We start from the raw sequence: 24,365 nt of genomic DNA, 5'->3' as shown, positions 1-24,365 counted from the left end.
GCTTTCGATCAGCGCGCTCATCGCGCCGGACCTTCGATGAGGGCGCGCGCCTCGTCGCAGGTCACGACCCGGGCGACCGTGCCGAGATCGCCGAGCGCGCGCTCATGCGTCTCGCGGGAGAAGGCGGCGCAGCCGTCGGAGAGCACATAGGTCGACAGATCGCGCACATGTGCGTCGCGCACCGTTGAGGCGACGCCGCCGTTGGTGACGATGCCGCAGACGAAGAGCGTGTCGATGCCGGCCTTCCGCAGCACCCATTCCATGCGCGTCATGTAGAAGGCGGAGTAAGCGACCTTCTCCACCGTGAGATCGGCGGGTTGCAAGGCGTCCACCAACTGGTGTCCCCACTGGCCGGGACAGAAATCGCCCTGTCTGAGGAAGGGGCGCAGTTCCTTCAGGTGCGGCGAGATGAAGGGCGCGCCGCCCTTGCCCGGCACCAGCGTGAACTGGGTGGAGACGATCCAGCCGCCGGCCTTGCGCAGCGCGTTTGCCACGGGAAGCACGCGCTCGGGCAAGGCCGCGATGTCCGCGCTCGACTGTCCGCCGCGCGCATAAGCGCCATCAGGATGCAGGAAGTCGTTCTGCAGATCGACGATGAGCAGCCCCGTGCGGGTCGGGTCCAGCGGTTCGGCGTGCATGGTTTAGTCCTCGGCCTGGATCACGAGATTGCCGAAGCGGTCGACGGTTGCCCGCAGACCCGGATCGACGAAAATCGTCGTGTCGGGCTGTTCCAGGATCGCCGGCCCGGCGATCTTGGCGCCGACCTCCAGCGCCAGCCGCTCGTAGACGCCGGCGACATGATGCCGCCCGTCGGCATAGACCGAGCGCGTGGCGGTGCGGCACTGATCCGCCGGCTTTCCGTCTTCCGGCGCGAAGAGGCCCATGTCGAGGCGGGGACGGCGGCCGACGACGGCGATGCGGTAGTTCATCACCCGCATCGGGATGCCGCTGAGCAGCCGACCGTAGGCGGCCGTATAGGCGGCTTCGAAGGCGTCGCGGATCGCGGTCGCCGAAAGCCCCGTCTCGGGCACTTCGATCGGCACGCTCACCGTATGGGTCTGCCCGACGTAGAGCATGTCGAGCTCGATGACCCGCTCCACGGCCGAGAAGGTGACGCCCGCGCCGGCCAGCACCGCGTCCGTCTCGCGCGCGTCGCGCAGGATGTCCTGGCCGAGCGCGTGGCAGTCGAGGTCGGCGAGCATCCGGTTGACGGTCTGCACCCGGTCGTGGCGCATGTCGGCGACCACGCAGCCCAAGGCCGAGGTGACGCCGGGAAAGCGCGGCACCAAAGCGGAGGCGAGCCCGACCTCCTTTATCAGCGCGCCGGTGTGCAGCGCGCCGCCGCCGCCGAAGGGCATGGCGGCGAACCTCGCCGGGTCGTGGCCCTTCTCGATGGAGACGAGGCGGATGGCGCCGGCCATCTTGGCGTTGGCGAGTTTCAGGATCGCCTCGGCCGCGTCCTCCACGCTCAGGCCGAGCGGGTCGGCGACATGGGCGCGGATCGCCTCGCGCGCCGCGTCGATATCGAGCCGGTCGAGCTTGCCGCCGATGGGCCGGTCGGGATTGATCCGCCCGAGCACCAGATTGGCGTCGGTGACGGTCGGGCGCGTGTTGCCGAGCCCGTAGCAGACGGGGCCGGGATTGGAGCCGGCCGATTCCGGCCCGACCTGCAGGAGCCCGCCCTTGTCGACGGTGGCGATGGAGCCGCCGCCGGCGCCGATGGTGGTGATCTCGATCATCGGCGTGCGCACCACCATGCCGAAGTCGATGGAGGTCTGCGCGGCAAGGGCCGCCTCGCCCTGCGCCACCAGCGACACGTCGAAGGAGGTGCCGCCCATGTCGCAGGTGACGATGTTGGGAAAGCCGGCGGCCTCGGCGATGCGGGTTGCGGCGATCACGCCGGCCGCCGGACCCGACAGCGCGGTGCGCACCGGATAGCGCTTCGCCGTGTCGATGGACATGACGCCGCCGTTCGACTGGACGATCAGGATGTCGCCGGTCGAGCCCTGTTCGCGCAGGCCCGTCTCCAGCCGGTCGAGATAGGAGGAGACGACCGGTTGCAGATAGGCGTTGAGCGTGGCCGTGGACAGGCGTTCGAACTCGCGGATCTCGGGCAGGATCTCGGTCGCGGCGGTGACATAGGGCGTCGGCCAGACCGCGCGCACGGCCTCCACCGCGCGCCGTTCGTTGTCGTTGTTGGCATAGCCGTTGATGAAGAAGACGCAGACCGCGTCGCAGCCGGCCTCGGCGAGCGCGCGGGCCCGCGCGGTCACGTCGTCCGCGTCGACGGTCTGGAGCACCGTGCCGTCGGCGAGGACGCGCTCGCGCACCTCCACGCGGTCGGCGCGCTCCACCACCGGCGTGAAGGCGCCCTTCAGGCCCCAGGTGGTCGGCCGGTCGCGGCGGCGCATCTCCAGCACGTCGCGGAAGCCCTCGGTGGTGATGATCCCGGTGCGCGCGCCCTTGCGCTCCAGCAGCGCGTTGGTGCCGACGGTCGTGCCATGCACCACGGTGCGGATGTCGCCGAAGTCCGCGACCCGCGAGGCGATGCCCTCGATGAAGCCGCGCGACTGGTCGTCCAGGGTGGAGGGCACCTTGGCGGTGACGATGCGCCCGGCGGCCTCGTCCAGAATGAACACGTCGGTGAAGGTGCCGCCGACGTCGACGCCGATGACATAGGCTGATCCGCTCATTCGGCGGCCTCCCGGGAACGCAGGGTTTCGGTCTGTTCGGTATCGGGGGCGCCGGCGGCATCGAGCACGACGCCATAGTCGCGCGCGGCACTCTCGCGGCTCACGTAGCCGCGGGCGACATCGCCGGCGACCGCCTGCGGATCGCGGGCAAAGGCCGCGCCATAGCCGCCGCCGCCCGGCGTTTCAAGGCGCAGGCGTTGGCCCTTCGCGATCTGGATGCCGACCATCTTCGAGGCCATCGGCGGTTCGTGCCAGCCGTCGGCCTGCTGATAGGCGAAGCGGTTGAGCGCGGCCGCTCCGCCGCCGACCACGCCCGGCGGCGCATGACGCCCGCGTTCGCCGAAGAGGAAGACGTCGGCGTTTTCCTCCAGCAGTTCGATCTCGTAGATCGCGCCGAGGCCGCCGCGTTTTTCGCCTGGCCCGCCGGAATCGGGGCGAAGCGCCCATTGGGTGAAGCGCACCGGATAAGCGGCCTCCAGGATTTCGAGGGGCGGGATCGTCGCCGTCGAGATCGGCGCGTTGCCGTGGTTGAGCCCGTCGCCGCCGGCATGTGCTCCGTGCCCGCCGCCGAAGAAGGAGAACATCACCCAGCGCTTGCCGTCGGCGCGATGGCCGGCGAGCGACAGCGCGTTGATCGTGCCATAGGCGCAGGCCATGGCTGGCTCCGGCGCGATTCTGGCGACCGCCTGAAACACCACGTCGATCAGCCGCATGATCGTCTCGGTGTAGCCGCCGACGGGCTTGGGCGCGGTGACGGAGAGAAGCGAGTCCTCGGCGATCCGGAACTCGACCGGTTCCAGCACGCCGGCATTGGCCGGGACGTCGCCGAAGATGTGCTTGAGCGCCACGTAGCAGGCGGCGATCGTCGTGGCGCGGGCGATGTTCACCGGGCCGGCGCAGGCGGGCGAGGAGCGGGAGAAGTCCATCACCATGCGGTCGCCGTCGATGGTGAGATCGAGCGCGATCCTGAGCGGCTCATCGACGATCCCGTCATTGTCGAGCCAGTCCTCGGCCGACACGGTGCCCTGCGGAAGCTCCGCGATCTGGGCGCGCATCATCTGCGCGGCGCGGGCCTTCAGCTCGCCGAGACAGGCGGCGACGGTGGCGTCGCCATATTCGTCGAGCAGGTCGGCCATGCGCCGGCTGCCGAGATCGAGCGCGTTGATCTGGCCGTTGAGGTCGCCATAGAGCGAGTTCGGCAGCCGCGAGTTCGCCGAGAGGATGTCCACCACGTCCTGACGGAATTCGCCGGCGTCATAGAGCTTCACCGGCGGGATCAGCATGCCTTCCTGAAAACACTCGGTCGCGGCCGGATTGTAGTTGCCCGGCACATTGCCGCCGACGTCGTGCCAATGACCGACGGAGGCGAGGAAGCAGAAGAGCTTGCCGTCGCGAAACACCGGTTTCACCAGCCGGAAGTCGGAAAGATGCGTGCCGCCGTCGTAGGGGTCGTTGAAAATCCACACGTCGCCCTCGCGGACGCCGCCCGATTTCGCCGCCTTGTCGATCACCGCCTTCACGGCGAAGGCCATGACGCCGACGAAGATCGGCAGGCCGGATTTGCCCTGGACCAGCGTTTCGCCGGTCACCGCGTCGTAGATGCCGTGCGAGGCGTCGTGGGCTTCCGCGATGATCGGGTTGAAGGCGGAGCGGAAGAGTGTCGCGTCCATCTCGTCGGCGATCTGCTCCAGCCGCCCCTTGAGGATCGCGAGCGTGACGCTGTCGATGGCCATCAGGCGGCTCCCTTGTCGTAGGTCTTGCCGGTCTCCAGCATCTCGGGCGTGCCGATCACGCCGTTGAGGCCGGCGAAATCGAACATGCGCGGGCGAAAGGCCTCGTTGGACCCGGTGGCGATCAGATTGGCGTAATAGTCCTGCGCGGTTTTCGCGATGGCGCGCACGACGCCGCCGGGAAAGATCACGAAGCTGAAGCCGAGATCCTGCAGTCCGCGCGCACCGACAATCGGCGTCTTCCCGCCTTCCACCATGTTGGCCATCAGCGGCACGCGGCCCCTGAAGCGCGCGACGATCCGCTCGATCTCCTCCATCGATTGCGGCGCCTCGACAAAGAGCATGTCGGCACCGGCCTGAACGTAGGATTCGGCGCGCTCGAGCGCGGCCTCGAAGCCCTCCACGGCGATGGCGTCCGTGCGGGCGATGATCAGCGTGTCGTCATGCTTGCGCGCGTCGCAGGCGGCGCGGATCTTGCCGGCCATTTCAGCCATGGAGATCAGCGCCTTGCCGTCGAGATGACCGCAGCGTTTGGGGCTGGTCTGGTCCTCCAGTTGCAGAGCGTTGGCGCCCATGCGCTCGAACACGCGCACCGTACGCTGGACGTTGAGTGCATTGCCGAAGCCGGTGTCGGCGTCGACCACGATGGGCAGCGCGATGCGGTCGCGGATCGCGGCGATGGTGTCGGCCACCTCCGCCATCGACACGAGGCCGATGTCCGGGCGGCCGAAGCGGGTGTAGGCGATGGACGCGCCGGAGAGATAGACGGCTTCCGCGCCCGCCTGTTCGGCCAGAAGCGCCGTGAGCGCGTCATAGACGCCGGGGGCGAGCAGAATGTCGTCCTGCGCCAGGCGGGACTTGAGGGACGGGGTTCGCCGCATCAGCTTTTCTCCTTTTCGCGCTTTCGGGCGAAGCGCTTCTTGAGATGCGGCACCAGCCCGCCGTCGGCGAGCAGGGCCTTGAGATTGTCGGGCAGGGGGGCGAGCGCCACGCGCCCACCCGTGTCGGGCAGCTCCAGCGTCGCGGCCTCCACGTCGAGGCGGACGCGCGCGCCGTCCGTGACGGCGCCGAGATCCGCGCCCGTCAGCACGGGAAGCCCGAGATTGATGGCGTTGCGGTAGAAAATGCCGGCGAAGGAGGTCGCCACCACGCCGGCGACGCCGAGGTGCTTCAGCGCTTCGGCTGCCTGCTCGCGCGACGAGCCCATGCCGAAGTTCTTGCCCGCGACGATCACGTCGCCGGGGCTTACGGTCGCGGCGAAATCGGGCCGCACGCCCTCCAGACAATGGGCGGCGAGCATCTCGATCCCGCCCTTCATGTATTGGCCCGGCGCGAGCTGGTCGGTGTCGATGTCGTCGCCGAGGAGAAAGACGCGGCCGGTCATGCCAGGACTCCCTTCGTGGGAAGAAAGTCGCGCGGATCGGTGATCCGCCCGGCAACGGCGGAGGCTGCGACGGTGAGCGGCGAGCCGAGCCACACCTTCGAGGAAGCCGCCCCCATGCGGCCCTTGAAGTTGCGCGCGGTGGAGGAAATGCAGGTCACGTCTTCGCCCAGCCGGTCGGCGCCATAGCCGGCGCAGATGCCGCAGGCATTGGCGAGAATGCGCGCGCCGGCGTCCTCGAAGACGGCCATGATCCCCTCGGCGGCGGCACGGTCCTGATCGCGGCGCGAGGCGGGCGCGACCAGAAGCTCCACGCCGGGCGCCAGCGCCCGCCCGCGCAGGATCGCGGCGGCGTTCTTGAGGTCTTCGTATTTCGCGCCGGTGCAGGCGCCGATATAGGCGACGTCGACGGGTGTCTCCGGCGCCTCCGTCACCGGCGCGCTGTTCGCCGGGGAATGGGGGGCTGCGACCTGCGGCGCGAGCGTCGTCGCGTCGAAGACGTGATGCGCCATCAAGGGCGCGCCCGGGTCGGTCCCGAGGGTGCGCCAGTCGCACACCCGCGCCGGGTCGCCGCCGACGCCCTCCAGGAAGGCGGCGGTTGTCGCGTCGGGAGCGATGAGTCCGGCCTGACCGCCGAGTTCGGCAGCCATGTTGGAGAGCGTCATGCGCTCCTGCATGGAAAGGGCCGCAATCGCGGGGCCGGTGTATTCGACCGCCTGATACTGGCCACCGTCCATGCCGAGCCGGCCGCAGAGCGCCAGCATGATGTCCTTGGCGGTGACGCCGGGCGACAGGCTGCCCTGCCAGTCGATCAGGATGGTTTCGGGCACCTTGAGCCAGATCTCGCCGGTGGCGAGCACGCCGGCCATTTCGGTCGCGCCGATGCCGAACATATAGGCGCCGAAGGCCCCGCCGGTCGGCGAATGGCTGTCGCCGCCCACGACCAGCATGCCGGGCGCGAGATGGCCGCGCTCGGGCAGCACCACGTGGCAGATGCCTTCGCCGTCGTGGAAGGCGACCTTGCGTGCCTTCGCCCACTGGCGGGTGAGTTCGAGAATGCGCGCGCCCTCGTCGGTGTCGCCCGGCACGAAATGGTCGGAGATCAGCACCACCTTGTCCGGGTCGAACAGGCCGACGCCGAGATCCTGCAGGATCGGCTCGACGCGGCGGGGGCCGCCGCTGTCGTGGATCATGGCGAGGTCCACTTGTGCGGTGACTACTTCGCCGGGCGTCACGGTGTCGCGGCCGCAGGCGCGGGCGACGATCTTCTGGGCAAGCGTCGTGGGGGTCGCGGTCGTCATCAGCCAAGCCCCAGGTAGGAGCGTTTCAGCTCCGAATTGTCCATCAGCTCGGATGTCGGTCCCGACAGGCGGATCTCGCCGTTTTCCATCACGAAGGCGCGGGCCGCGATTTCCATCGATTGCAGCACGTTCTGCTCGACCAGCAGGATCGGCAGGCCCTCGGCGTTGAGTTTGCCGATCAGCGTAAACATCTCCTCCACCAGCAGCGGCGACAGGCCGATGGAGGGCTCGTCGAGCAGGAGAAGCTCCGGCTCGGCCATCATGCCGCGGCCGATGGCGAGCATCTGCTGTTCGCCGCCCGACAGGGTGCCCGCCTTTTGCCCTGCGCGTTCGCGCAGGCGCGGGAAGGTGTCCATCACATGCTCGAGATTGCGCGCCCGGTTGGGCTTGCCGCGCCGATAGGCGCCGAGTTCCAGGTTTTCGCGCACGGTGAGATTGGGGAAGATGTGGCGGCCCTCCGGCACGTGAATGACGCCGAGATCGACGATGGCCTCGGCCGAGAGCCCCTGGATCGGGGTGCCCCGGAAGCGGACCTCGCCGCCCCAGGCCGGCACGAGGCCGGAAATCACGGAGGAAATCGTCGTCTTGCCGACGCCGTTCGACCCCAGAAGGGCGACGATCTCGCCCTCGCGCATGTCGAAGGAGACGCCGCGCAGCACCTCCACGGCGCCATAGCCCGCGCGCAGGTCGCGGATTTCCAGGATAGGCGCGTCAGCCATGCGCGCCTCCCGTCGCCGGCGCGTCCAGCGCGGCCATGCGTTCCGCCATGCCCTTGCCGAGATAGGCCTCGATCACATGCGGATCGCGCACCACTTCGCCCGGCGGGCCCTCGGCGATCAGTTCGCCCTGGTTGAGCACCCAGGTGTGCTCCGACAGGCTCATCACCGCCTGCATGACGTGTTCGATCAGCAGGATGGTGATGCCCTCGTCGCGGATGGCGCGGATCACCGGGATGACATCGCGAATCTCGGACGGGTTGAGCCCGGCCAGCACCTCGTCGAAGAGGATCAGCTTCGGGTCGGTGGCAAGCGCGCGGGCGACCTCCAGCCGCTTGCGGCCGGCGACCGTCAGCGCGGCGGCGTCCATGTCGAGCCGGTCTGCGAGGCCGACCTTTTCGGCGACCGCCTCGGCCTTGGCGAGTGCCGCGCCGCGTGCGCGGATGTGCAGATGCGCGCCGACCGCGATGTTCTCGCGCACCGTCTGGCCGGCGAAGGGCTGGACGATCTGGAAGGTGCGGATCATGCCGCGCGTCGCGATGTCCTGCGGCGCCATGTTGGTGATGTCCTCGCCCAGGAACCGCACCCGGCCAGCGTCCGGCGTGTGAAAGCCGGTGATCAGTGCGAAGAGCGTGGTCTTGCCGGCGCCGTTCGGGCCGATCAGCGAGGTGATCTTGCCTTGCGGCACGGCGAGGGTGACGTTTCTGGAGGCCTGCAGGCCGCCGAAGCTCTTGGAGATGCCGTCGACCTCGAGCATGGGAGCCTGCGCCTCAGGCATGACGCGCCTCCCTGGTCGCGGTGCTCCGCCGCGACGTCAGCCGGGCCACGAGGCCGGCCAGCCCGCGCGGGGCGAAGAGCACCATGACGATCAGGATGATGCCGTAGATCACGAGGCTCACGCCCGGAAGGTCGCCGATCACCTCGCGGGTGACCTCCGAGACCGTGTGCAGCGCCACGGCCCCGAGCAGCGGGCCGAACAGCGTGCCCATGCCGCCGATGATCGGCACCAGCAGGCTTTCCACCGACACGGCTGGCCCGTAGGCGATGCCCGGATCGAGATAGAGGAAGAATTGCGCGTAGAAGACGCCGGCGAGCGCGGAGAAGAAGCCCGACAGCATGATCGCCTGCATCTTCACCCGGAAGGGATCGACGCCAAGCGCGCGCGCCGCGTCCTCGTTGTCGCGCACCGCCATCAGCCGCGCGCCGAAGCGCGAGTGCCCGATCCACCACACGGTGAGAAAGGCGGCCAGCGTGATCAGCCACAGCAGCCAGTAGTAGCCGGCCTTGCTGGCGAACTGCATGTTCGTGGCACTTTGCTCCAGCGGGATCAGGATGCCGACGCCCGCGCCGGTGAAGTCCACCGTGTTGGACAGGATGCGCAGCACCTCGGCGAAGGCGAGGGTCACCAGCGCGAAGTAGGACCCGCGCAGACCGTAGCGGAATGTCGTGAATCCGATGAAGGCGGCGACCGCGACGCCAAGCGCCGCGCCCGCGATGAGCCCCAGCCAGGGGTTGAGGCCGAATTGCACCTGCAGCACGGCGACCGTATAGGCGCCGGTGCCGAAGAAGGCGGCGTGGCCGAAGGAGAACTGACCGCCGTAGCCGCCGAGAATGTTCCACGCCTGACCGAGCAGGGCGGCGTAGAGCGTCAGGATGATCGTGGTCCGCCAGGCTTCCGAGGTCACCGCGAAGGGAACCAGGAAGAGCGCCGCGAAGATGCCGAGTAGGATGACGAGCTGGCGCATCGGTCAGACCCTGTGTCCGAGAAGCCCGGTCGGGCGGAAGATCAGCACGAGGATGAAGATCAGGAAGATGCCGATCTGCCCGAGGCTCTCGCCGAGGAAGAGACCGCCGAGCGCCTCGACCACGCCGATGATCAGCCCGCCGATGAGCGCGCCGACGAAGGAGCCCATGCCGCCCAGCACGACGATGGTGAAGGCGATCAGCACGAAGCCATGGCCCACCTGGGGGCTGACGTAATAGCTCGGCAGCAGCAGGCAGGCGGCGACCCCGAGGCAGGCGATGCCCAGGCCGAAGCTCATGGCGAAGACATGCTCGACGTTGATGCCGACCAGTTTCGCGCCCTTGCGTTCCTTGGCGAGCGCGCGGATCGCGCGGCCGAGATCGGTCTTGGCCATCAGCAGCCACAGCAGGACGGCGGTGACGAGGGCGCCGAAGAAGGCGATGACCTTGGGCAGCGGCAGGAAGGCGCCGAAGATCTCCACCACCTCGAAGGCATAGGGCACGTCGATGATGCGGGTGTCGGACTTGAAGAGGAACAGCGAAGCGTTCTCGATGACGATCGCAAGGCCCAGCGTGACGAGCAGGATGTTCTCGTCGCGCCCGTGGCTTGCCCGGCCGATGATGCCGCGTTGCAGGGCGTAGCCGATGGCGAACATCGCCGGCGGCACGATCAGCAGCGCGACATAGGGGTCGATGCCGAAGCGGGTGTTCAGGTAGAACACCCCGTAGAGGCCGAGCATCAGCAGCGCGCCATGCGCGAAGTTGATGATGTGCAGCACCCCGTAGATCAGCGTGAGGCCGAGGGCGACGAGCGCATAGAGCGCGCCCGTCGTCAGCCCGTTGAGCACGGAGGGAACGATGATTGCCAGATCCGGCATGACCACTCGACTGTCGTGACAAGGGAAGGGGAGGCGGACGGAGCGCAAGCGCCCCGCCCGCCCACGGAGGAGACCGCCTGTCGGGGTCAGCCGCCCATCGGGAAAACGGGAGCGGCCGAGGCGAACGCCTCCGGATAGATGACCTGGATGTCGCCGTTCTGGACCTGGGTGTTGACCGGCTGGCCGCCCTGGTTCTGGCCGTCGACCATCTTGGTCGGACCGTAGGGCATGTAGGACATGTCCATCTCGGAGGCGGCGAGCGCGGCGTTGACCGCCTCCTTGTCCGTGGTTCCGGCACGCTCGATGGCGTCGACCAGGCCGAGCACCGCGTTGTAGGCGAGGAACACCTCGTAGGTGTAGATGAGGCCCTTGGCCTCGGCCGCGGCCTTGCGCTGGAGCGCGACCTCGGACTTCGGGTTGAACCAGTGATTGCAGTCCATGATGAGGTCGGCGGCCTCGGGGAACTCGTTGACGAACTTGTAGTTCGACGCCGCCCCGCCGAGCACCGAATAGATGCCCATCGCCTCGACCCGCTGCTGGCGCATGGTGCGCGCGAGCAGCACGTATTCATTGTAGTAGTTGGCCGGGATGATCAGGTCGGGCTTCTTCGACTTGATCTGCAGCACGATGTTGGTGAAGTCGCGGGTCGGATTGGCGTGCTTGATGACGTCGACGACCTCGATGCCCTTTTGCGGCAGACGCTCCTGCAGGAGCCCGGCGGTGCCGGTGCCGAACAGCGATTCCTCGTGGATGATCATCGCCGTCTTGGCGGGCGAGCCGGCGGACTGGTTGATCGTGTCCAGATTGTCGACCGCGAACTCCGCGATCTTTCCGTAGCCGGGCCCGAAGCGGAAGGTGTTGGTGAGACCGCGCTGCACGATCTGGTCCGACACGCCGACGTCGACGACATGCGGCGTGTTGGTCTTGGCCGCTTCCTGCGAGGTCGCGAGCGAGATCGACGAGGCATAGCCGGCGACGATGCCGTGGATGCCGGCTTCCGCCATCTTGGTCACTTCCGAGGCGCCGATTTCCGGCTTGCCCTGGCTGTCGGCCAGCACCGCCTCGATCTGGGCGCCGCCGAGCGCCTTCACGCCGCCGGCGGCGTTCAGGTCGGCGATGGCCATCATCGCGCCTTCGCGGCACTGGGTGCCGGAAAACGCCACGAAGCCCGAAACCGGATGGATCAGCCCGATCTTCACCGGCGCGGCCTGGGCGCGCAGCACCGCGGGAAACCCGGTCACGCCGAGGCCGAGCGCGGCGGCCCCGGTGGCCAGAAACGTGCGGCGGCCGATCCCGCCCTGGCCCGTCGTCTTGCGTGTCGTCGTATCGGTCTTCGTTCTGTCCGTCATGTCACACCTCCCAAAGCGCGGCCGCCCCTGCGGCCCGTTGACTGTCCCGGCTGTTCCCACTCGTGCTGTTATCCGCCGCCGGCCGGGACCGGCGACGAGCTTGTCGTCGTCCAGCGCGGGCCGCTTTCGGCGGTGACCCGGCGCATGGACATTTCGAAGCGATAGAGATCCGGCCTGTAGAGGACGCGGATGTATTCCACCGGCCGTTCGGCCCGGTCGCGCACCACGCGGCGCACCTCGATCAGCGGCGAGCCGACGGGGATCGACAGCGCCGAGGCGACCTCGGCGTCGGCGAGCGTGGCGGAAATGGTCTGGCGGGCGGAGGCGACGTCGACGCCCGCGCGTTCCAGCAGATGCAGCAGCGGCTGGCTGTTGAGTTCCTCGCTCTCGTACTGCCGTCCGATGTCCGCCGGCACATAGGTGACGAGGTAGGACATCGGCTCGCCGTCGAGCGAGCGCACGCGCACCGCATGCTGGACGGCGTCCCCGGCCTCGATCTCCAGCGCCAGAGCGATGTCCTCGCTCGCCTCGAGATAGGCGAAGGTGAGCACCTGGGCCGTCGTCGACTGGCCCATCAGCGAGACGTTCTCCAGCCAGCCCTCGATCGACGAGGTGACCGCGGGCGCCGGCGGCCGGTTGACCACCCGCGTGCCGCGGCCGCGCTCGCGGATGACGAGACCGGCGTCGGCCAGCTCGTTGAGCGCGCGTTTCGCGGTGATGCGCGAGACGCCGAATTCGGTCGTCAGATCCTGCTCGCTCGGCACCCGTTCGCCCGGAGCGAGATTGCCGCCGTAAATCCGGTTCCGGAGGATGAGGAAGATCTGGTGGTAGAGCGGGACGGGTCCGGCCGGATCCAGCGCGCCGCCGAGGCGCGCGGAGGTCGCATCGCTGCGGCCGCTGCGGGCCGCGCCGTCGGCCGGATCGGCCTGCACCTGGGACTTGGAGGACGGCGGGACCACGGCGGAAACTCTCGCTTTCGGGTGCTTTGCAAGCATCGGGGACGCCAGGAGCCGCTGCGTAAGGCGGGTGCGGACGCAAGCGTCCGACGACCTTCCGGATGCGATCCCGGTTTGCGTTTGATGCATCTAATGGTATGTCATTATATCATTATGTCAACAGGCTCTCGCGCGTTCTGAGAATCGGCGCGAAAGCCTTTCGAAATCAGGGGGATAAGGTCCATGCCGGTGGTGCGCGTGACATTGATCGAAGGCTATTGCGACGACACCCGTCAGGCTCTGGCGCGGCGGATCACGGATGCGGTGCGCGGCACCATGGCGGCCCCGGCGGAAGGGGTGACGGTGGTCATCGAGGAGGTGAAGCCGACGAGCTACATGCGCGGCGGCACGACCCGCGTGCCCGGCGCGCCGTCGCCGGACCCGGAAGCGCTGGTGCGCGACTATCTCGCCGCGATGGAGCGGCGCGATCTCGAGACGGCCGCGTCGTTTCTCGCGCCGGAGTTCGAGATGACCTTTCCCGGCGGTGCGGTCTTTACCCGGGTGGAGGATCTGCCGGCCTGGGCGGCGACGCGCTACCGCTTCGTGACGAAGACCTTCGAGGGGACGGATGTCGCGTTTCAGGGGGCGACGACGGTGGTGATCTGCCGCGGGTGGCTTGCCGGGGAATGGACGGACGGGACGCCGTTTTCGAACGTCCGCTTCGTCGACCGCTTCGAGATCGTCGACGGCCGGATCGCGCGCCAGACGGTGTGGAACGATCTGGCGGAAACCCGGCCGGCGGCAACCTCTCCAGGCTAACGCATTTGATTCAGTCGATCTTTAGAATTCAACCGTAGGGTGGGCGGAACGTGCGGGGGTGCGGTGCAACGCGGTCCCGCTGTCCTGCTGCGAGGTCGACGTCCTGCCATGTCCGAGTCCCTCCTGTCGTCCGGAGCGAAGCCCCACGAGATCGGAGCGTCCCTTGCGCGTGACACGGCCGCGCCGGCTGTCGCGCCGCAGGGCGCGGATATCTGGCCGACGAATGCCATCCGGGTGGTCTCCGTCGTGCTGCCGAGCCTGTTTCTGGCCGCGATCCTGATGCAGCCGGTGGCCGATCCCAAGCTGATGTTTCTGGATGCGCTGGCGGCGGCGGAATACGCCGACTATTGCTGCCGTCCCTATTATGGCTTTGTCTCCACGGTGGGCATCATGCTGTGGGTCGCCACGGCGGCGGTGTGCCTGTTCTCCGCGATCGCCTTTGCCCTGGCGCGGCGCGCCCGCCCGGTCGTTCTGTTCGCGGGGGCCGCCGGGCTGCTGTCGGGCTGGCTTGCCCTGGACGACGCCTTTCTTCTGCATGAGGTCGTGCTGCCGCATTTCGGTGTGGCGCAGAACCTGGTGCTCGCCGCCAACGCGCTTTTCGCGATCGCCTATGTGGGCGCGAGCCTGCGGCTCATCTGGACCGTCGACAAATGGCTGCTGCTGCTCGCCTGCGGGGCACTCGCGACGAGCATGGGCGTCGATGTCGTGTTCCACAGCCTCGATCCCGTCCTGGTCTATGTCGAGGACAGTGCGAAGTTTTTCGGCATCTTCTGCTGGGCGAGCTTCCATGTCACCACGATGGCGCGGCTGTTTCTGGCGCCGTCCGCGCTCGAAACGGCCGCGACCTCTGCCCCGGCAGGTGCGCCCGCTCGCCGGTAGCGCCCGTCAGCGGGACGACGCGGTCATCACGCACAGCAGTTCGAACAAGAGCGACACGCCGAGGAAGGCGGTCGCGCCGCTCGGGTCGAAGGGCGGAGACACTTCCACCAGATCCGCCCCGACGATACTGAGCCCGTCCAGCTCGCGCACGACCTGAAGCGCCTGGAAGGAGGTCGGCCCGCCCACCTCCGGCGTGCCGGTGCCCGGCGCGAAGGCCGGGTCCACGAAGTCGATGTCGTAGGAGACATAGGTGGGGCCGCTGCCCGCGATCTCGCGTGCCTCCGCCATCACGTCCGCGATCCCGCGCGCGAAAAACTCCTCGATGGCGATCACCCGGATGCCGACCGCTTGCGCGAAATCCCGGTCCTCGCTGTCGTAGGCAGTGCCGCGAATGCCGATCTGCACGGTGCGTTTCGGGTCGATGAGGCCTTCCTCCACGGCACGTCGGAACGGCGTTCCATGGGTATAGAGCGTGCCGCCGAAATAGCTCTTGAAGAGATCGGTGTGGCTGTCGAAATGCACCAGGGCGAGCGGCGCATCGGCGCCGAGCGCGCGCAGGATCGGCAGCGAGCACAGATGATCGCCGCCCGCCGTCAGAGGGCGGATGCCGGCCTCTTTCACGCGGGCATAGAAATCCGTGAAGCGGGTCAGGCTGTCGACGACGTCGGCCGGATTGGGCCCCACATCGCCGAGATCGGCGCAATTCGCCCGCTCGAAGGGGCGGATGCCGGTCGCGCCGTTCTGGGCGCGGATCATGGTCGAGAGATCGCGCAGCTGACGCGGCCCGTGGCGCGGTCCGGGCCGGTTGGTCGTGCCGCCGTCCCAGGGCGCGCCGATCAGGCCGATGTCCACGTCGGCGATGCGCGGATCGTCGAGCGGCACATGCGGCAGACGCATGAAGGTCGGCACCCCGGCAAAGCGGGGAAGGTCGAAGCCCGAGACCGGCTGGAAGAAGGGATCTGCCATCAATGGCTCCTTGCATGCACGAAAAGGGGACGGACGAAAAAGACGCTCGCGGCGGGGTGCGCCGTGGACATTTGTCCATCGTCCGTGATCGCGGACGGTCAGGCAAGGCGTGGCGGCGTCGGCAAGGCCGCGGCTGGCGGGTTAGTGTTGCGATAAGTCAAGGCGAGGCCAGCTCTTGAAAGAAAAGTATATAATTTATTGAGAACGATTTCTTTAAGATAAAATACGAAAAATATTTTGTTGTTTGAATTCTGTATTCGAGATTTTATTTTTTGAAGTCGATGCCGTTTATTGCGCGGGCGCTCGGAAAAATTCTCTTATCATCGCTCCGGCTTGAATTTGAAATTGATTCCTTTACGTTCACTCGCAAGGCGGCTGGTGTTCATCGCGTTTGATCCAGAGCGTTTGAAGGCCGGTTTCGCGATCATGTCGCGCATTCGGCGCGGGAATGCAGGAGGACTTGTCCAATTTTACAGAGCAGGAGATACGCATGAGCATTGATCCCGACAAAGGTTACGTCGCGCTTCTGGGCTGGAGCCTGAACGCCATCGATTCGATCGACCGGTTCGACCGGAAATACATCGTGGTGGCGCCGCCCTGGGCGGAGGAGTACTGCCAGCAGAACGACATTCCCTACATGTCGTGGGACTTCGACCGGCTGAACGAGCGCTCGCACGAACTGGCCCACCGGTTGAAGGACGAGGGCGTCGACGTCGCCATTCCGCTGTTCGAGGAAACCGTGGAGTGGGCCGGGGCGATCAACGCTGTGCTCATGGACAATCCGCGTCTGCTTGGCCAGTCGATGCTGTTTCGCGACAAGTCGCTGATGAAGCGACGCGCGCAGCTCGGCGGCATCCGGGTCGGGGTGTTCGAGGAAGCGCATGATCGGGGCGACGTCATCCGCTTTCTCAAGCGCGTCAACCAGACGCTCCTGAAGCTCGAAGGCGATCCGAACGACCCGATCCACTTCAAGGCCTTCGACAAGTCCGGCACCGCCGGTCACCGGGTCATCCGCACGCCGGAGGATGTCGACAACATTCCCGACGAGGAATTTCCCGCGCTTTTGGAAAGCCATCTCGACGGCTGGGAGTTCGCGGTCGAGGCCTGGATCAAGGATCGCAAGATCCAGTTCCTGAACATCTCCGAGTATGTAACGCTCGGCTATTCCGTCTTCGTGCCGGCGACCCCGGAGCTTGAATCCTGGCGGGCCCGGATCACCGAGGAGATCGAGAAGCTGATCGAGGCCTTCGACATCGATTTCGGCTTCATCCATCCGGAGTATTTCCTGACCAAGGACGGAAAGCTCTACTTCGGCGAGGTCGCCTATCGTCCGCCGGGCTTCAATGCGCTGGAACTGATCGAGCGGGCCTATGGGTTTAATGGCTACCAGGGCATCGCGCTGATGTTCGATCCCAAGGCCACCCAGGAGGAGATCGACGCCTTCTTCCCCGAGGCGGTCAAGGACGCCAGGGGCTATGCGGGGTGTTTCGGCGTCTATCCGCGCCGACGCGTCATCAGCCGGCTGGAAATCCCCGAAGAGACCCAGAACCACCCCTATTTCGAGTTCCACGAGCTCGCCTCGCCGGCGGAGCAGAAGGTGACCAAGCGCACGGCGTTCGGCACCCATTGGGGGCTGGCCTATTTCTTCGGAGAGAATCCGCACACACTGCGCGATCTCCTGAAGGCCCAGGAGGAGCTGGATTTCTACATCTAGGCGGGTCGCGCGCGGCCGCTTCTACAAGGACGAATTGACCATGATGGAACCGAGGTCCGAGGCGAACCGGTTGGCCGAGACGCTCGATGTGGCCATCGAACGACTGGCGGGCGCGCGTCCCTTCGCCAAGCACCGTCATCAACGTCCCGTGCTCGATGTGGCGGCGCGTCTCGCCGCCGTTCCCGGCGGTCTGGATGCGCTGTTCGCCCGCGGGCTGACGATGGAGGCCGCCGGCCTCTTTCGCGGCTCCGACTGGGACGACCCGTCGCGGTTGCTGCCGCAACTGGTCGGGCAGACGCTCCAGAGTCCCGACCGGCTGACGGTGGCGCTGGAGGTGACGAGCCTCCTGCGGCTGCTGGCGATCGCCTGCGGCGGTGGCGCACATCTCAATGTCCACGCCGAGCACGCGCGCCATTTCCTGACGCAGGTTCTGGCCCTCAACCTGCGCCATTTCTTCGACCAGACCAGCGAGGCCGACCGGCGGGACAGCGCCGGTGTGGCCCTGCGCGGCGACGTGTTCCGCTTCATCGCCGATCACATCGGCTTTCAGGATGTGCTTGGCATTCTCGTTGCCGAGATCTGGCGCATCCTGGAGCAGCGGCCGATCCAGGTCGGGCCGGTGAAGGAGATGATCACCCAGATCGCCATTGCGCTGACGCGTGAGGATGGCGGCATCGGGCGCGAGCGGCTGGGCGCCGACCGGCTGGTCAGCGCGCTTTTCGGGCCCACCAACGAGTGTCTGGACGACCCGGGCATCGACGCCTATCTGGCGCGTCTGGAGCGGCTCGACGAGACCGCCTTGCGCCGCGAGGCCTCCGGCTTCGCCCGCGCCATGCACGACACGGGTCTCGTCTCGGACTATCACGCCGCGTTTCTGCGCTGGGTTTCGGAGAACCGCGAGGCCTCGCTTCTGGCCGACACGCTCGGGCTCGGCGGAACGGGGCTCGACAGCTTCCGCAAGTTCACGCCGCTGGTCGACAGGCTGATCGCGGCCGCCGTGCATCCGCAGACCCCGCAAGCGGTTTTCGGTCTGGCGATGCTGCTGGAGCGCGGGGTGCTGCACAGCGCCCCGATCGCGCCGGCGCTGGAGCGGCAGCTGTCGATGACGCTGCAGCCGGCCGTCGCGGCGCGTGTCGACCTTGCGTTCGGCGATGCGGTCCCGGCGCATGCCCGCGTGCTGGCCGGCACGCTGGAGGTTCTCGGCCAGCCGCTCGGCGTGGGGCAGGGTGCCAATCCGACCTGCCAGTCCGCCCGGGCGATCGCCATGTGGGCGTTGAACGATCCCGATTTCCTGCTGCATCTGATCTGCCAGGTTGGCGAGTTCGATTCGCTGCTGATGCATTTCGAGGGCACGGCCATCGCCTCCGGCGACCTGCCGGCGGGGCTTGCCGCCGGCGCGCCCATCGACGCCGATCCGGTCTCCGTGCTGCTGGTCCCGCATCTCGACCGGGTCTATGCCGAGATGGGACGCATCTGCGCGCCGCGCGGCGGCGATCCGCACCGCTGGATCAATCCGGAATTCCACGGCTGGTGGGTGGCGCGCGACTGCGTCGTCGCCGTCGACGTGGCAAGCGGGCAGCTTCAGGACTATGACGGCTTCGTCACCCGCTTCTGTCAGGGCTATCATCCCGCCTACAACGGCGGCCGGCCGGTGATCCATCCCCAGCCGGCGGGCATTGCCGTGACCGATGCGAGCGCGCGCTTCGTCGGATGGCATGCGATCGCAATCCTCAGGGTGGCCGAGGACACCGAAGGGCGCACGCGCATCTATTTCTACAATCCCAACAACGACAGCGGTCAGGACTGGGGCGGCGGGGTGACGGTCTCCACCCACGGCAATGGCGAACGCCACGGCGAGGCGTCGCTCGTGTTCGAGCAGTTCGTCTCGCGGCTCTATCTGTTCCACGACGACCTGATCCGCCCCGCCGGGGCCGGAGCGCCGGTGCCTGCGGACCTGATCGCGCAGGTGCGCGCCATGGCGGTCGAGAGTTGGGCCGCTGACCGCATCCCGCGCGATCTCGCCCTGGCCGGCGCGCAATAGGGCGCGGCGCGCCCACACCTTCGCGCCCAGACCGACGTCGGGACCCGCCCGCGCTTATCAGGGCGCTTCCGTGCCATGGTTCACGAGGATGTGTGCTGCGCGGCGCAAAGCCAAACGATGAATCGCTGCCAGAGCCAGGCTAGAAGCGCCGAAAGCGTGCGGAGCTCCGCGCGGTCGATCCGATCCCGAACGACATATTCGGTCGCCATGGCGACGTGGTCAGTTTTTGATTTTCCGGGAGAAGAGTTGGCTGGGGAACCTGGATTCGAACCAGGACTAACGGAGTCAGAGTCCGCGGGTCTACCGTTAACCTATTCCCCAATGCCGATGTCGTCCGCGAGCGGCTTGTGAAGCGGCGGTGACGACGTGCCCCGTGTTCTATGAATCTCGGCGCGTCGTGTCAAGGGGCGCTCCGCCGGGGTTTTGCCGCCCGGCGCCGTCTGTCCACAGCCGGGGACGGGATCGGCGACGCGTAAACGGGCCGGCAACGGATTGCGGGGGCGGGAGATGCTGCTAGACTATCGGCAACATGACATCGACCGGCGACGGGCCTTCAGGCCATGTGCCGGCGAACCGAGGCGCGTTTGGCGCGCCGGCGGGGATGAACAGTGAGCGATTCGGGAAAGATCGGACCGGAGGATTTCCGGCCGAACCCCGACGCGGAAGCGGACGGCCGCGGGCGCGACGACCATACGCGCAGGCGGCGTCGAAAGGGCAAACGGCAGCGCCCGGAAACCAAGGCCGCTGCGCCCGCATCCGCTTCGGGACCGGCTTCACACGGCCCGGCTCTGGATGAGCCGGTTGCCCGCACCGAGGTGCGCCATCCGGCGGCTTCGGCCGAGGACACCGCCGCGGGGAAACGGACCGCCGGCGGACCGAACGGCGCGCGTCACGGCGTGCGCCCGGGCAAGGGCGAGCGGGAGCAGGCACATCAGGGTCCGGGCGGCGGAGACCGGGAGCGCGCCCGGCAGAGCGCCGGCGACGGAGAAGATGCGCGGCGGAGCGCTCGCGAGCAGCGGCACGCCGCCACGACGTGGTCGCCGGAAGATCGCACCCAAGATTATCGCAACCAGGCAGATCGCACGCAGGAAGACCGCTCTTCCAAGGCAGGCCCGGGCGACGACGTGTCCCGCGAAACCCAGTCCGGGCGAATCTCCTTCGAACGGCGCTCCGCCGACAGATGGGCCTCCGGCGACGAACCGGCCGCCGAAAGGTCTCGGGACCACCATGGCGCGCGTGCAAAAGATGCCGGCGCAGCGGGAGACGCGCCACGCGACCCGGAAGCCGGACCGGTCGAGGCTGCGAAACGTCGCCGTGGCAAGAAGCGCCGGCGGCCCAATCGTGCCGAGCGGCGGGCGGCGGGCCGTCAGTCGCCCCGCGAAACCCCGGTCGGAGCGCAGGCTGTTCCGGATCCCGGCATGCGCCAGCGCGGAGCCGGCGGGCACGGGCCGCGCCCCGATGCGCGGGCGCCGTCTCGCGGCGGCGTTGGCGGAGCGCCGGGAGCCACCGACGGCGCGCGGGCGGAGGGCGGGCGACCGCTCCGGACGCCGGCGCGGGAGACACCGGTGCGCGAGGCGGGCGAACGGGCCCCGGCCGGCCGACGCGGGGGCATGCAAGGGGCGCCGGTCGCGCGTCCCCGGGGGCCGTCGTTTCCTCTCTATGCCGCGCTCGATCTGGGGACCAACAATTGCCGCCTGCTGGTCGCGCGGCCGGAGCCGCGCGGCTTTCGCGTCATCGATGCCTACTCCAAGATCGTGCGTCTGGGCGAGGGGCTGGGCCATGGCAACCGTCTGGGCGAGGCGGCGATGGAGCGGGCGATCGCGGCCCTTGTCTGCTGCCGTGACAAGATGCGCGACCGGGGCGTCGCGCGCGCCCGGCTGATCGCCACCGAAGCCTGCCGGACGGCCGAGAACGGTCCGGAGTTTCTGGCCCGCGTCCATGCCGAAACCGGCCTGTCGCTGGAGATCGCCTCGCGCGAGACGGAGGCCCGGCTGGCGGTGGCCGGATGCGCCTCGCTGGTCGATCCGCAGGCCAAGGGCGTCGTGTTGTTCGACATCGGCGGCGGATCGTCGGAAATCGTGTGGCTCGACCTGCGCAATCGCTGCGGCGCGCGCGGCGTGGCGCTGACGCGGTTCATTCGCGCGTGGATTTCGCTGCCCGTCGGCGTCGTCAATCTTGCGGAGCGCCACGGCGGACGCCATGTTTGCGCCAACGCCTTCGAGGCGATGGTGCAGGATGCGCGTCAGCATCTGGAGGCCTTCGCGCTGGGGCGCGAGCTGAGCGAGGCGATCTGCGACGGGGAGGTGCATATGCTGGGCACCTCCGGCACCGTGACGACGCTCGCCGGCGTGCATTTCGGTCTGAAGCGCTACGACCGCCGGCGTGTCGACGGGGCCTGGATGGACACCGAGGACGTCAGCGCGATGATCGGCCGGCTGCGGGCGATGAGCTACGAGGAACGCGTGGTCAATCCGTGCATCGGCGCGGATCGCGCCGACCTGGTGCTGGCCGGCTGCGCTATCCTCGAGGCGATCCGGCGGCGCTGGCCGTGTCAGCGACTGCGGGTCGCGGACCGGGGTCTGCGCGAAGGCATCTTGATGGAACTCATGTCCGCCGACAACGTGTGGCGGCGCAAGGACCCGCCGCGCCATCGCGGCCGGGGAAGGAACGGGAAATGACGACATCGGGCCGCGGGCGCGGCGATCGGGGCATGTTCGAGCGCGTCAAGACCGCCAAGCGGCGCAAGACGTCCTCCACCCGCTGGCTGCAGCGGCAGTTGAACGACCCCTATGTGCGCCGCTCCAAGATCGACGGCTACCGCTCGCGCGCGGCCTACAAGCTGATCGAGATCGACGACAAGCACGGCCTGCTCAAGGTCGGTCAGCGCATCGTCGATCTCGGCGCGGCGCCTGGCGGCTGGTGTCAGGTGGCGGCCGCGCGCACCGGCTCCGATGACGGCGATCCGCGCATCGTCGGCATCGACTATCTGGAAATGGAGCCGCTGCCGGGCGTGACGCTGCTGCTCAAGGATTTTCTGGATGACGATGCGCCCGACGCGCTGATGGCGGCGCTCGGTGGAAACGCGCCCGATGTGGTCATGTCCGACATGGCCGCGCCGACGACGGGCCACCGCCAGACCGACCATCTGCGCACCGCGCATCTCTTCGAGGTGGCTGCGGAGTTCGCCCGCGAGACCCTCGCCCCCGGCGGGGCATTCCTGTCCAAGGTGTTTCGCGGCGGGGCGGAGAGCGAGGCGCTCGCCCAGCTCAAGCGCGAGTACACGTCCGTGCATCACGTCAAGCCGCCGGCCAGCCGCAAGGAGAGCCCGGAGCTCTATGTGCTCGCCAAGGGGTTTCGCGGCCGCTGATCCGCGCGCGGCAGTGAGGGACTCTCGAACAAGGCGGCTTCGGGGGAAGGCCGGCGGGCGCGGCGGCGGGGCCATGTGCCGCGCTCAAGCCGCTTCCCTTCCTGTCACGCCCGTGTTAATCACCCGCGCCAACTTCTCCCATCCGCGACGGGTCGCCCGCGATGTGCCTTTGCATCGCCGGTCCGGCGTTCCTTTACGAAAAGGGGATTGGCAATGCCCGCATTCTTCGAGCCGCACCATGGCGCGGACGCCCTGACTTTCGACGACGTTCTGCTGCTGCCCGGACACTCGGAGGTGCTGCCGGCGGAAACGGATCTCAAGACGCGCGTCACGCGCACCCTCGATCTCAACCTGCCGATTCTCTCCAGCGCCATGGACACGGTGACGGAAGGGCGGCTCGCCATCGCCATGGCGCAGGCCGGCGGCATCGGCGTCATTCACCGCAATCTGTCGATCGAGCAGCAGGCGGAAGAGGTTCGCCGGGTCAAGAAGTTCGAATCGGGCATGGTGGTGAACCCGGTGGTGATCGGGCCCGACGCGACCTTGCAGAACGCGCTGGACCTGATGCAGCGGTTTCGCATTTCCGGCGTGCCGGTGGTCGAGAACGGCGGCGAGGGCGGCCAGCATGTCGGGCGCCTGGTCGGCATCCTGACGAATCGCGACGTGCGCTTCGCCTCCGATCCGAGCCAGCGTGTCTATGAACTGATGACGCGCGAAGGCCTGGTGACCGTCGATGAGAGCGTCAGCCAGGACGAGGCCAAGCGCCTGCTTCACCACCACCGGATCGAGAAGCTCCTGGTGGTGGACGACAGGCATCAGTGCATCGGGCTGATCACCGTCAAGGACATGGAGAAGGCCCAGCTCAACCCGAATGCCTCCAAGGACGAGCAGGGCCGGCTGCGGGTCGCCGCGGCCACCAGTGTCGGTCCGGAAGGCTTCGAGCGCGCCGAGCGGCTGGTCGACGCGGGCGTCGATCTCGTGGTGGTCGACACCGCGCACGGGCATTCCGAACGCGTGCTGGAGATGGTGCGCCGGGTGAAGGCCTTGTCCAACTCCGTTCAGGTGCTGGCCGGCAACGTTGCGACCGGCGACGGCACCCGCGCGCTGATCGACGCGGGCGCGGATGCGGTGAAGGTCGGCATCGGGCCGGGGTCGATCTGCACGACGCGGATCGTGGCCGGCGTCGGCGTGCCGCAGCTCACCGCCATCATGGAGGCCTGCCGGGTCGCCGACGACGAGGGCGTGCCGGTGATCGCGGACGGCGGCATCAAGTATTCCGGCGATCTCGCCAAGGCGCTGGCCGGCGGTGCGGCGGGCGCAATGATCGGCTCGCTCTTCGCCGGCACGGACGAAAGCCCGGGCGAGGTCTATCTGCACCAGGGACGGTCCTATAAGGCGTATCGCGGCATGGGGTCGGTCGGCGCCATGGCGCGCGGCTCGGCCGACCGCTACTTCCAGGCGGAGGTGCGCGACGCGCTGAAGCTTGTGCCGGAAGGCATCGAGGGGCAGGTGCCCTACAAGGGGCCGCTGGAGAGCGTGCTGCATCAGCTCGCCGGCGGTTTACGCGCGGCCATGGGCTATGTCGGCGCGACCACGCTGGCCGACTTCCAGGAAAAGGCGCGCTTCGTGAAGATCTCGGGCGCCGGCCTGCGCGAAAGCCATGCCCACGACGTCACGATCACGCGGGAGAGCCCGAATTATCCCTCCAGCGTCTGAGGCTGTCTGAGCGCGCGTGTCCCGCGGATGGGGCCGCGCGTGACGACACGACGCACGCACCGAAAAACCCCGGAGCCTTGCGGCCTCCGGGGTTTTTGGTTTCAGCCTTGCTCGAGACCTGTCGGGCGACCCCCGGT

At 68.0% G+C, this 24,365-nt stretch carries 21 protein-coding genes and 1 tRNA gene; 7 read left to right on the top strand and 15 right to left on the bottom strand.

Going from position 1 to position 24,365, the window contains the following annotated elements; genetic code table 11:
• Window positions 1-17: 17 nt before the first annotated feature.
• The 12 genes from ABL312_RS08235 to ABL312_RS08180 form a co-directional block, all read right to left on the bottom strand.
• Window positions 18-638, bottom strand: a complete 621-nt coding sequence (locus tag ABL312_RS08235) for a cysteine hydrolase (protein WP_349360902.1) — start codon at window positions 636-638, stop codon at window positions 18-20.
• A gap of 3 nt (window positions 639-641) precedes the next feature.
• Window positions 642-2,693 (bottom strand): hydantoinase/oxoprolinase family protein, encoded by a 2,052-nt coding sequence (locus ABL312_RS08230; protein ID WP_349360901.1) that lies wholly within the window; start codon window positions 2,691-2,693, stop codon window positions 642-644.
• Window positions 2,690-4,429 (bottom strand): hydantoinase B/oxoprolinase family protein, encoded by a 1,740-nt coding sequence (locus tag ABL312_RS08225; RefSeq protein ID WP_349361371.1) that lies wholly within the window; start codon window positions 4,427-4,429, stop codon window positions 2,690-2,692. Before ABL312_RS08225 ends, ABL312_RS08230 begins: the two co-directional genes overlap by 4 nt.
• Window positions 4,426-5,304, bottom strand: a complete 879-nt coding sequence (locus ABL312_RS08220; RefSeq protein WP_349360900.1) for an isocitrate lyase/phosphoenolpyruvate mutase family protein — start codon at window positions 5,302-5,304, stop codon at window positions 4,426-4,428. Before ABL312_RS08220 ends, ABL312_RS08225 begins: the two co-directional genes overlap by 4 nt.
• On the bottom strand, window positions 5,304-5,807 hold the full coding sequence (locus ABL312_RS08215) for a 3-isopropylmalate dehydratase (RefSeq protein ID WP_349360899.1): 504 nt from the start codon (window positions 5,805-5,807) through the stop codon (window positions 5,304-5,306). The genes ABL312_RS08220 and ABL312_RS08215 overlap by 1 nt, the downstream gene beginning before the upstream one ends.
• A complete protein-coding gene (locus tag ABL312_RS08210; protein WP_349360898.1) occupies window positions 5,804-7,105 on the bottom strand; it encodes a 3-isopropylmalate dehydratase large subunit in 1,302 nt (433 codons plus the stop codon). The genes ABL312_RS08215 and ABL312_RS08210 overlap by 4 nt, the downstream gene beginning before the upstream one ends.
• Window positions 7,105-7,809, bottom strand: coding sequence for an ABC transporter ATP-binding protein (locus tag ABL312_RS08205; protein ID WP_349361370.1), 705 nt, complete (start codon window positions 7,807-7,809; stop codon window positions 7,105-7,107). The genes ABL312_RS08210 and ABL312_RS08205 overlap by 1 nt, the downstream gene beginning before the upstream one ends.
• A gap of 7 nt (window positions 7,810-7,816) precedes the next feature.
• A complete protein-coding gene (locus ABL312_RS08200; RefSeq protein WP_349360897.1) occupies window positions 7,817-8,599 on the bottom strand; it encodes an ABC transporter ATP-binding protein in 783 nt (260 codons plus the stop codon).
• Window positions 8,592-9,566 (bottom strand): branched-chain amino acid ABC transporter permease, encoded by a 975-nt coding sequence (locus tag ABL312_RS08195; RefSeq protein ID WP_349360896.1) that lies wholly within the window; start codon window positions 9,564-9,566, stop codon window positions 8,592-8,594. Before ABL312_RS08195 ends, ABL312_RS08200 begins: the two co-directional genes overlap by 8 nt.
• 3 nt (window positions 9,567-9,569) lie before the next feature.
• On the bottom strand, window positions 9,570-10,442 hold the full coding sequence (locus ABL312_RS08190) for a branched-chain amino acid ABC transporter permease (protein ID WP_349360895.1): 873 nt from the start codon (window positions 10,440-10,442) through the stop codon (window positions 9,570-9,572).
• A gap of 86 nt (window positions 10,443-10,528) precedes the next feature.
• Window positions 10,529-11,791 carry an ABC transporter substrate-binding protein gene (locus tag ABL312_RS08185; RefSeq protein ID WP_349360894.1) on the bottom strand — a complete coding sequence of 421 codons (1,263 nt, stop codon included), beginning with the start codon at window positions 11,789-11,791 and terminating at the stop codon, window positions 10,529-10,531.
• Window positions 11,792-11,859: 68 nt separating this feature from the next.
• Window positions 11,860-12,750 (bottom strand): GntR family transcriptional regulator, encoded by an 891-nt coding sequence (locus ABL312_RS08180; protein WP_349360893.1) that lies wholly within the window; start codon window positions 12,748-12,750, stop codon window positions 11,860-11,862.
• A 219-nt stretch (window positions 12,751-12,969) separates the two neighbouring features.
• On the opposite strand from ABL312_RS08180, the gene ABL312_RS08175 reads away from it, so the two are divergent.
• Both ABL312_RS08175 and ABL312_RS08170 read left to right on the top strand, forming a co-directional pair.
• The gene (locus tag ABL312_RS08175; protein ID WP_349360892.1) at window positions 12,970-13,545 is read left to right on the top strand and encodes a DUF4440 domain-containing protein; all 576 of its coding nucleotides are present in this window, start codon (window positions 12,970-12,972) and stop codon (window positions 13,543-13,545) included.
• Window positions 13,546-13,653: 108 nt separating this feature from the next.
• Complete coding sequence (locus tag ABL312_RS08170; RefSeq protein WP_349360891.1) at window positions 13,654-14,424, top strand: hypothetical protein; 771 nt, start codon at window positions 13,654-13,656, stop codon at window positions 14,422-14,424.
• Between the two features lie 6 nt (window positions 14,425-14,430).
• Here ABL312_RS08170 and ABL312_RS08165 read toward each other — a convergent pair whose 3' ends face one another.
• Window positions 14,431-15,390: an agmatinase gene (locus ABL312_RS08165; protein WP_349360890.1), complete on the bottom strand. Its 960-nt coding sequence runs from the start codon at window positions 15,388-15,390 to the stop codon at window positions 14,431-14,433.
• Between the two features lie 490 nt (window positions 15,391-15,880).
• Here ABL312_RS08165 and ABL312_RS08160 point away from each other — a divergent pair, with 490 nt between their 5' ends.
• Both ABL312_RS08160 and ABL312_RS08155 read left to right on the top strand, forming a co-directional pair.
• Window positions 15,881-17,104 (top strand): carboxylate--amine ligase, encoded by a 1,224-nt coding sequence (locus ABL312_RS08160; protein ID WP_349360889.1) that lies wholly within the window; start codon window positions 15,881-15,883, stop codon window positions 17,102-17,104.
• 40 nt (window positions 17,105-17,144) lie between these two features.
• Window positions 17,145-19,145 (top strand): hypothetical protein, encoded by a 2,001-nt coding sequence (locus tag ABL312_RS08155; protein ID WP_349360888.1) that lies wholly within the window; start codon window positions 17,145-17,147, stop codon window positions 19,143-19,145.
• A 247-nt stretch (window positions 19,146-19,392) separates the two neighbouring features.
• Here ABL312_RS08155 and ABL312_RS08150 read toward each other — a convergent pair.
• Window positions 19,393-19,466, bottom strand: a tRNA-Gln gene (locus tag ABL312_RS08150).
• Window positions 19,467-19,918: 452 nt separating this feature from the next.
• Window positions 19,919-20,590, bottom strand: coding sequence for a hypothetical protein (locus ABL312_RS08145; RefSeq protein WP_349360887.1), 672 nt, complete (start codon window positions 20,588-20,590; stop codon window positions 19,919-19,921).
• Between ABL312_RS08145 and ABL312_RS08140 the strand changes: the two genes are divergently transcribed.
• The 3 genes from ABL312_RS08140 to guaB all read left to right on the top strand — a co-directional run bounded on the left by ABL312_RS08140 (window position 20,564) and on the right by guaB (window position 24,228).
• Entirely contained in the window at window positions 20,564-21,823 is a 1,260-nt protein-coding gene (locus ABL312_RS08140) for a Ppx/GppA phosphatase family protein (RefSeq protein WP_374730187.1), read from the top strand. The genes ABL312_RS08145 and ABL312_RS08140 overlap by 27 nt on opposite strands.
• The gene (locus ABL312_RS08135; protein ID WP_349360885.1) at window positions 21,820-22,512 is read left to right on the top strand and encodes an RlmE family RNA methyltransferase; all 693 of its coding nucleotides are present in this window, start codon (window positions 21,820-21,822) and stop codon (window positions 22,510-22,512) included. Before ABL312_RS08140 ends, ABL312_RS08135 begins: the two co-directional genes overlap by 4 nt.
• A gap of 213 nt (window positions 22,513-22,725) precedes the next feature.
• A complete protein-coding gene (gene guaB / locus ABL312_RS08130) occupies window positions 22,726-24,228 on the top strand; it encodes an IMP dehydrogenase (RefSeq protein ID WP_349360884.1) in 1,503 nt (500 codons plus the stop codon).
• Window positions 24,229-24,365: the final 137 nt, after the last annotated feature.

Origin of the sequence: Stappia sp. (genome assembly GCF_040110915.1) — a bacterium.
GTDB lineage: Bacteria > Pseudomonadota > Alphaproteobacteria > Rhizobiales > Stappiaceae > Stappia.
Note: the sequence above shows the minus strand (reverse complement) of the source record. Positions and strands in the feature narration are given on the sequence as shown.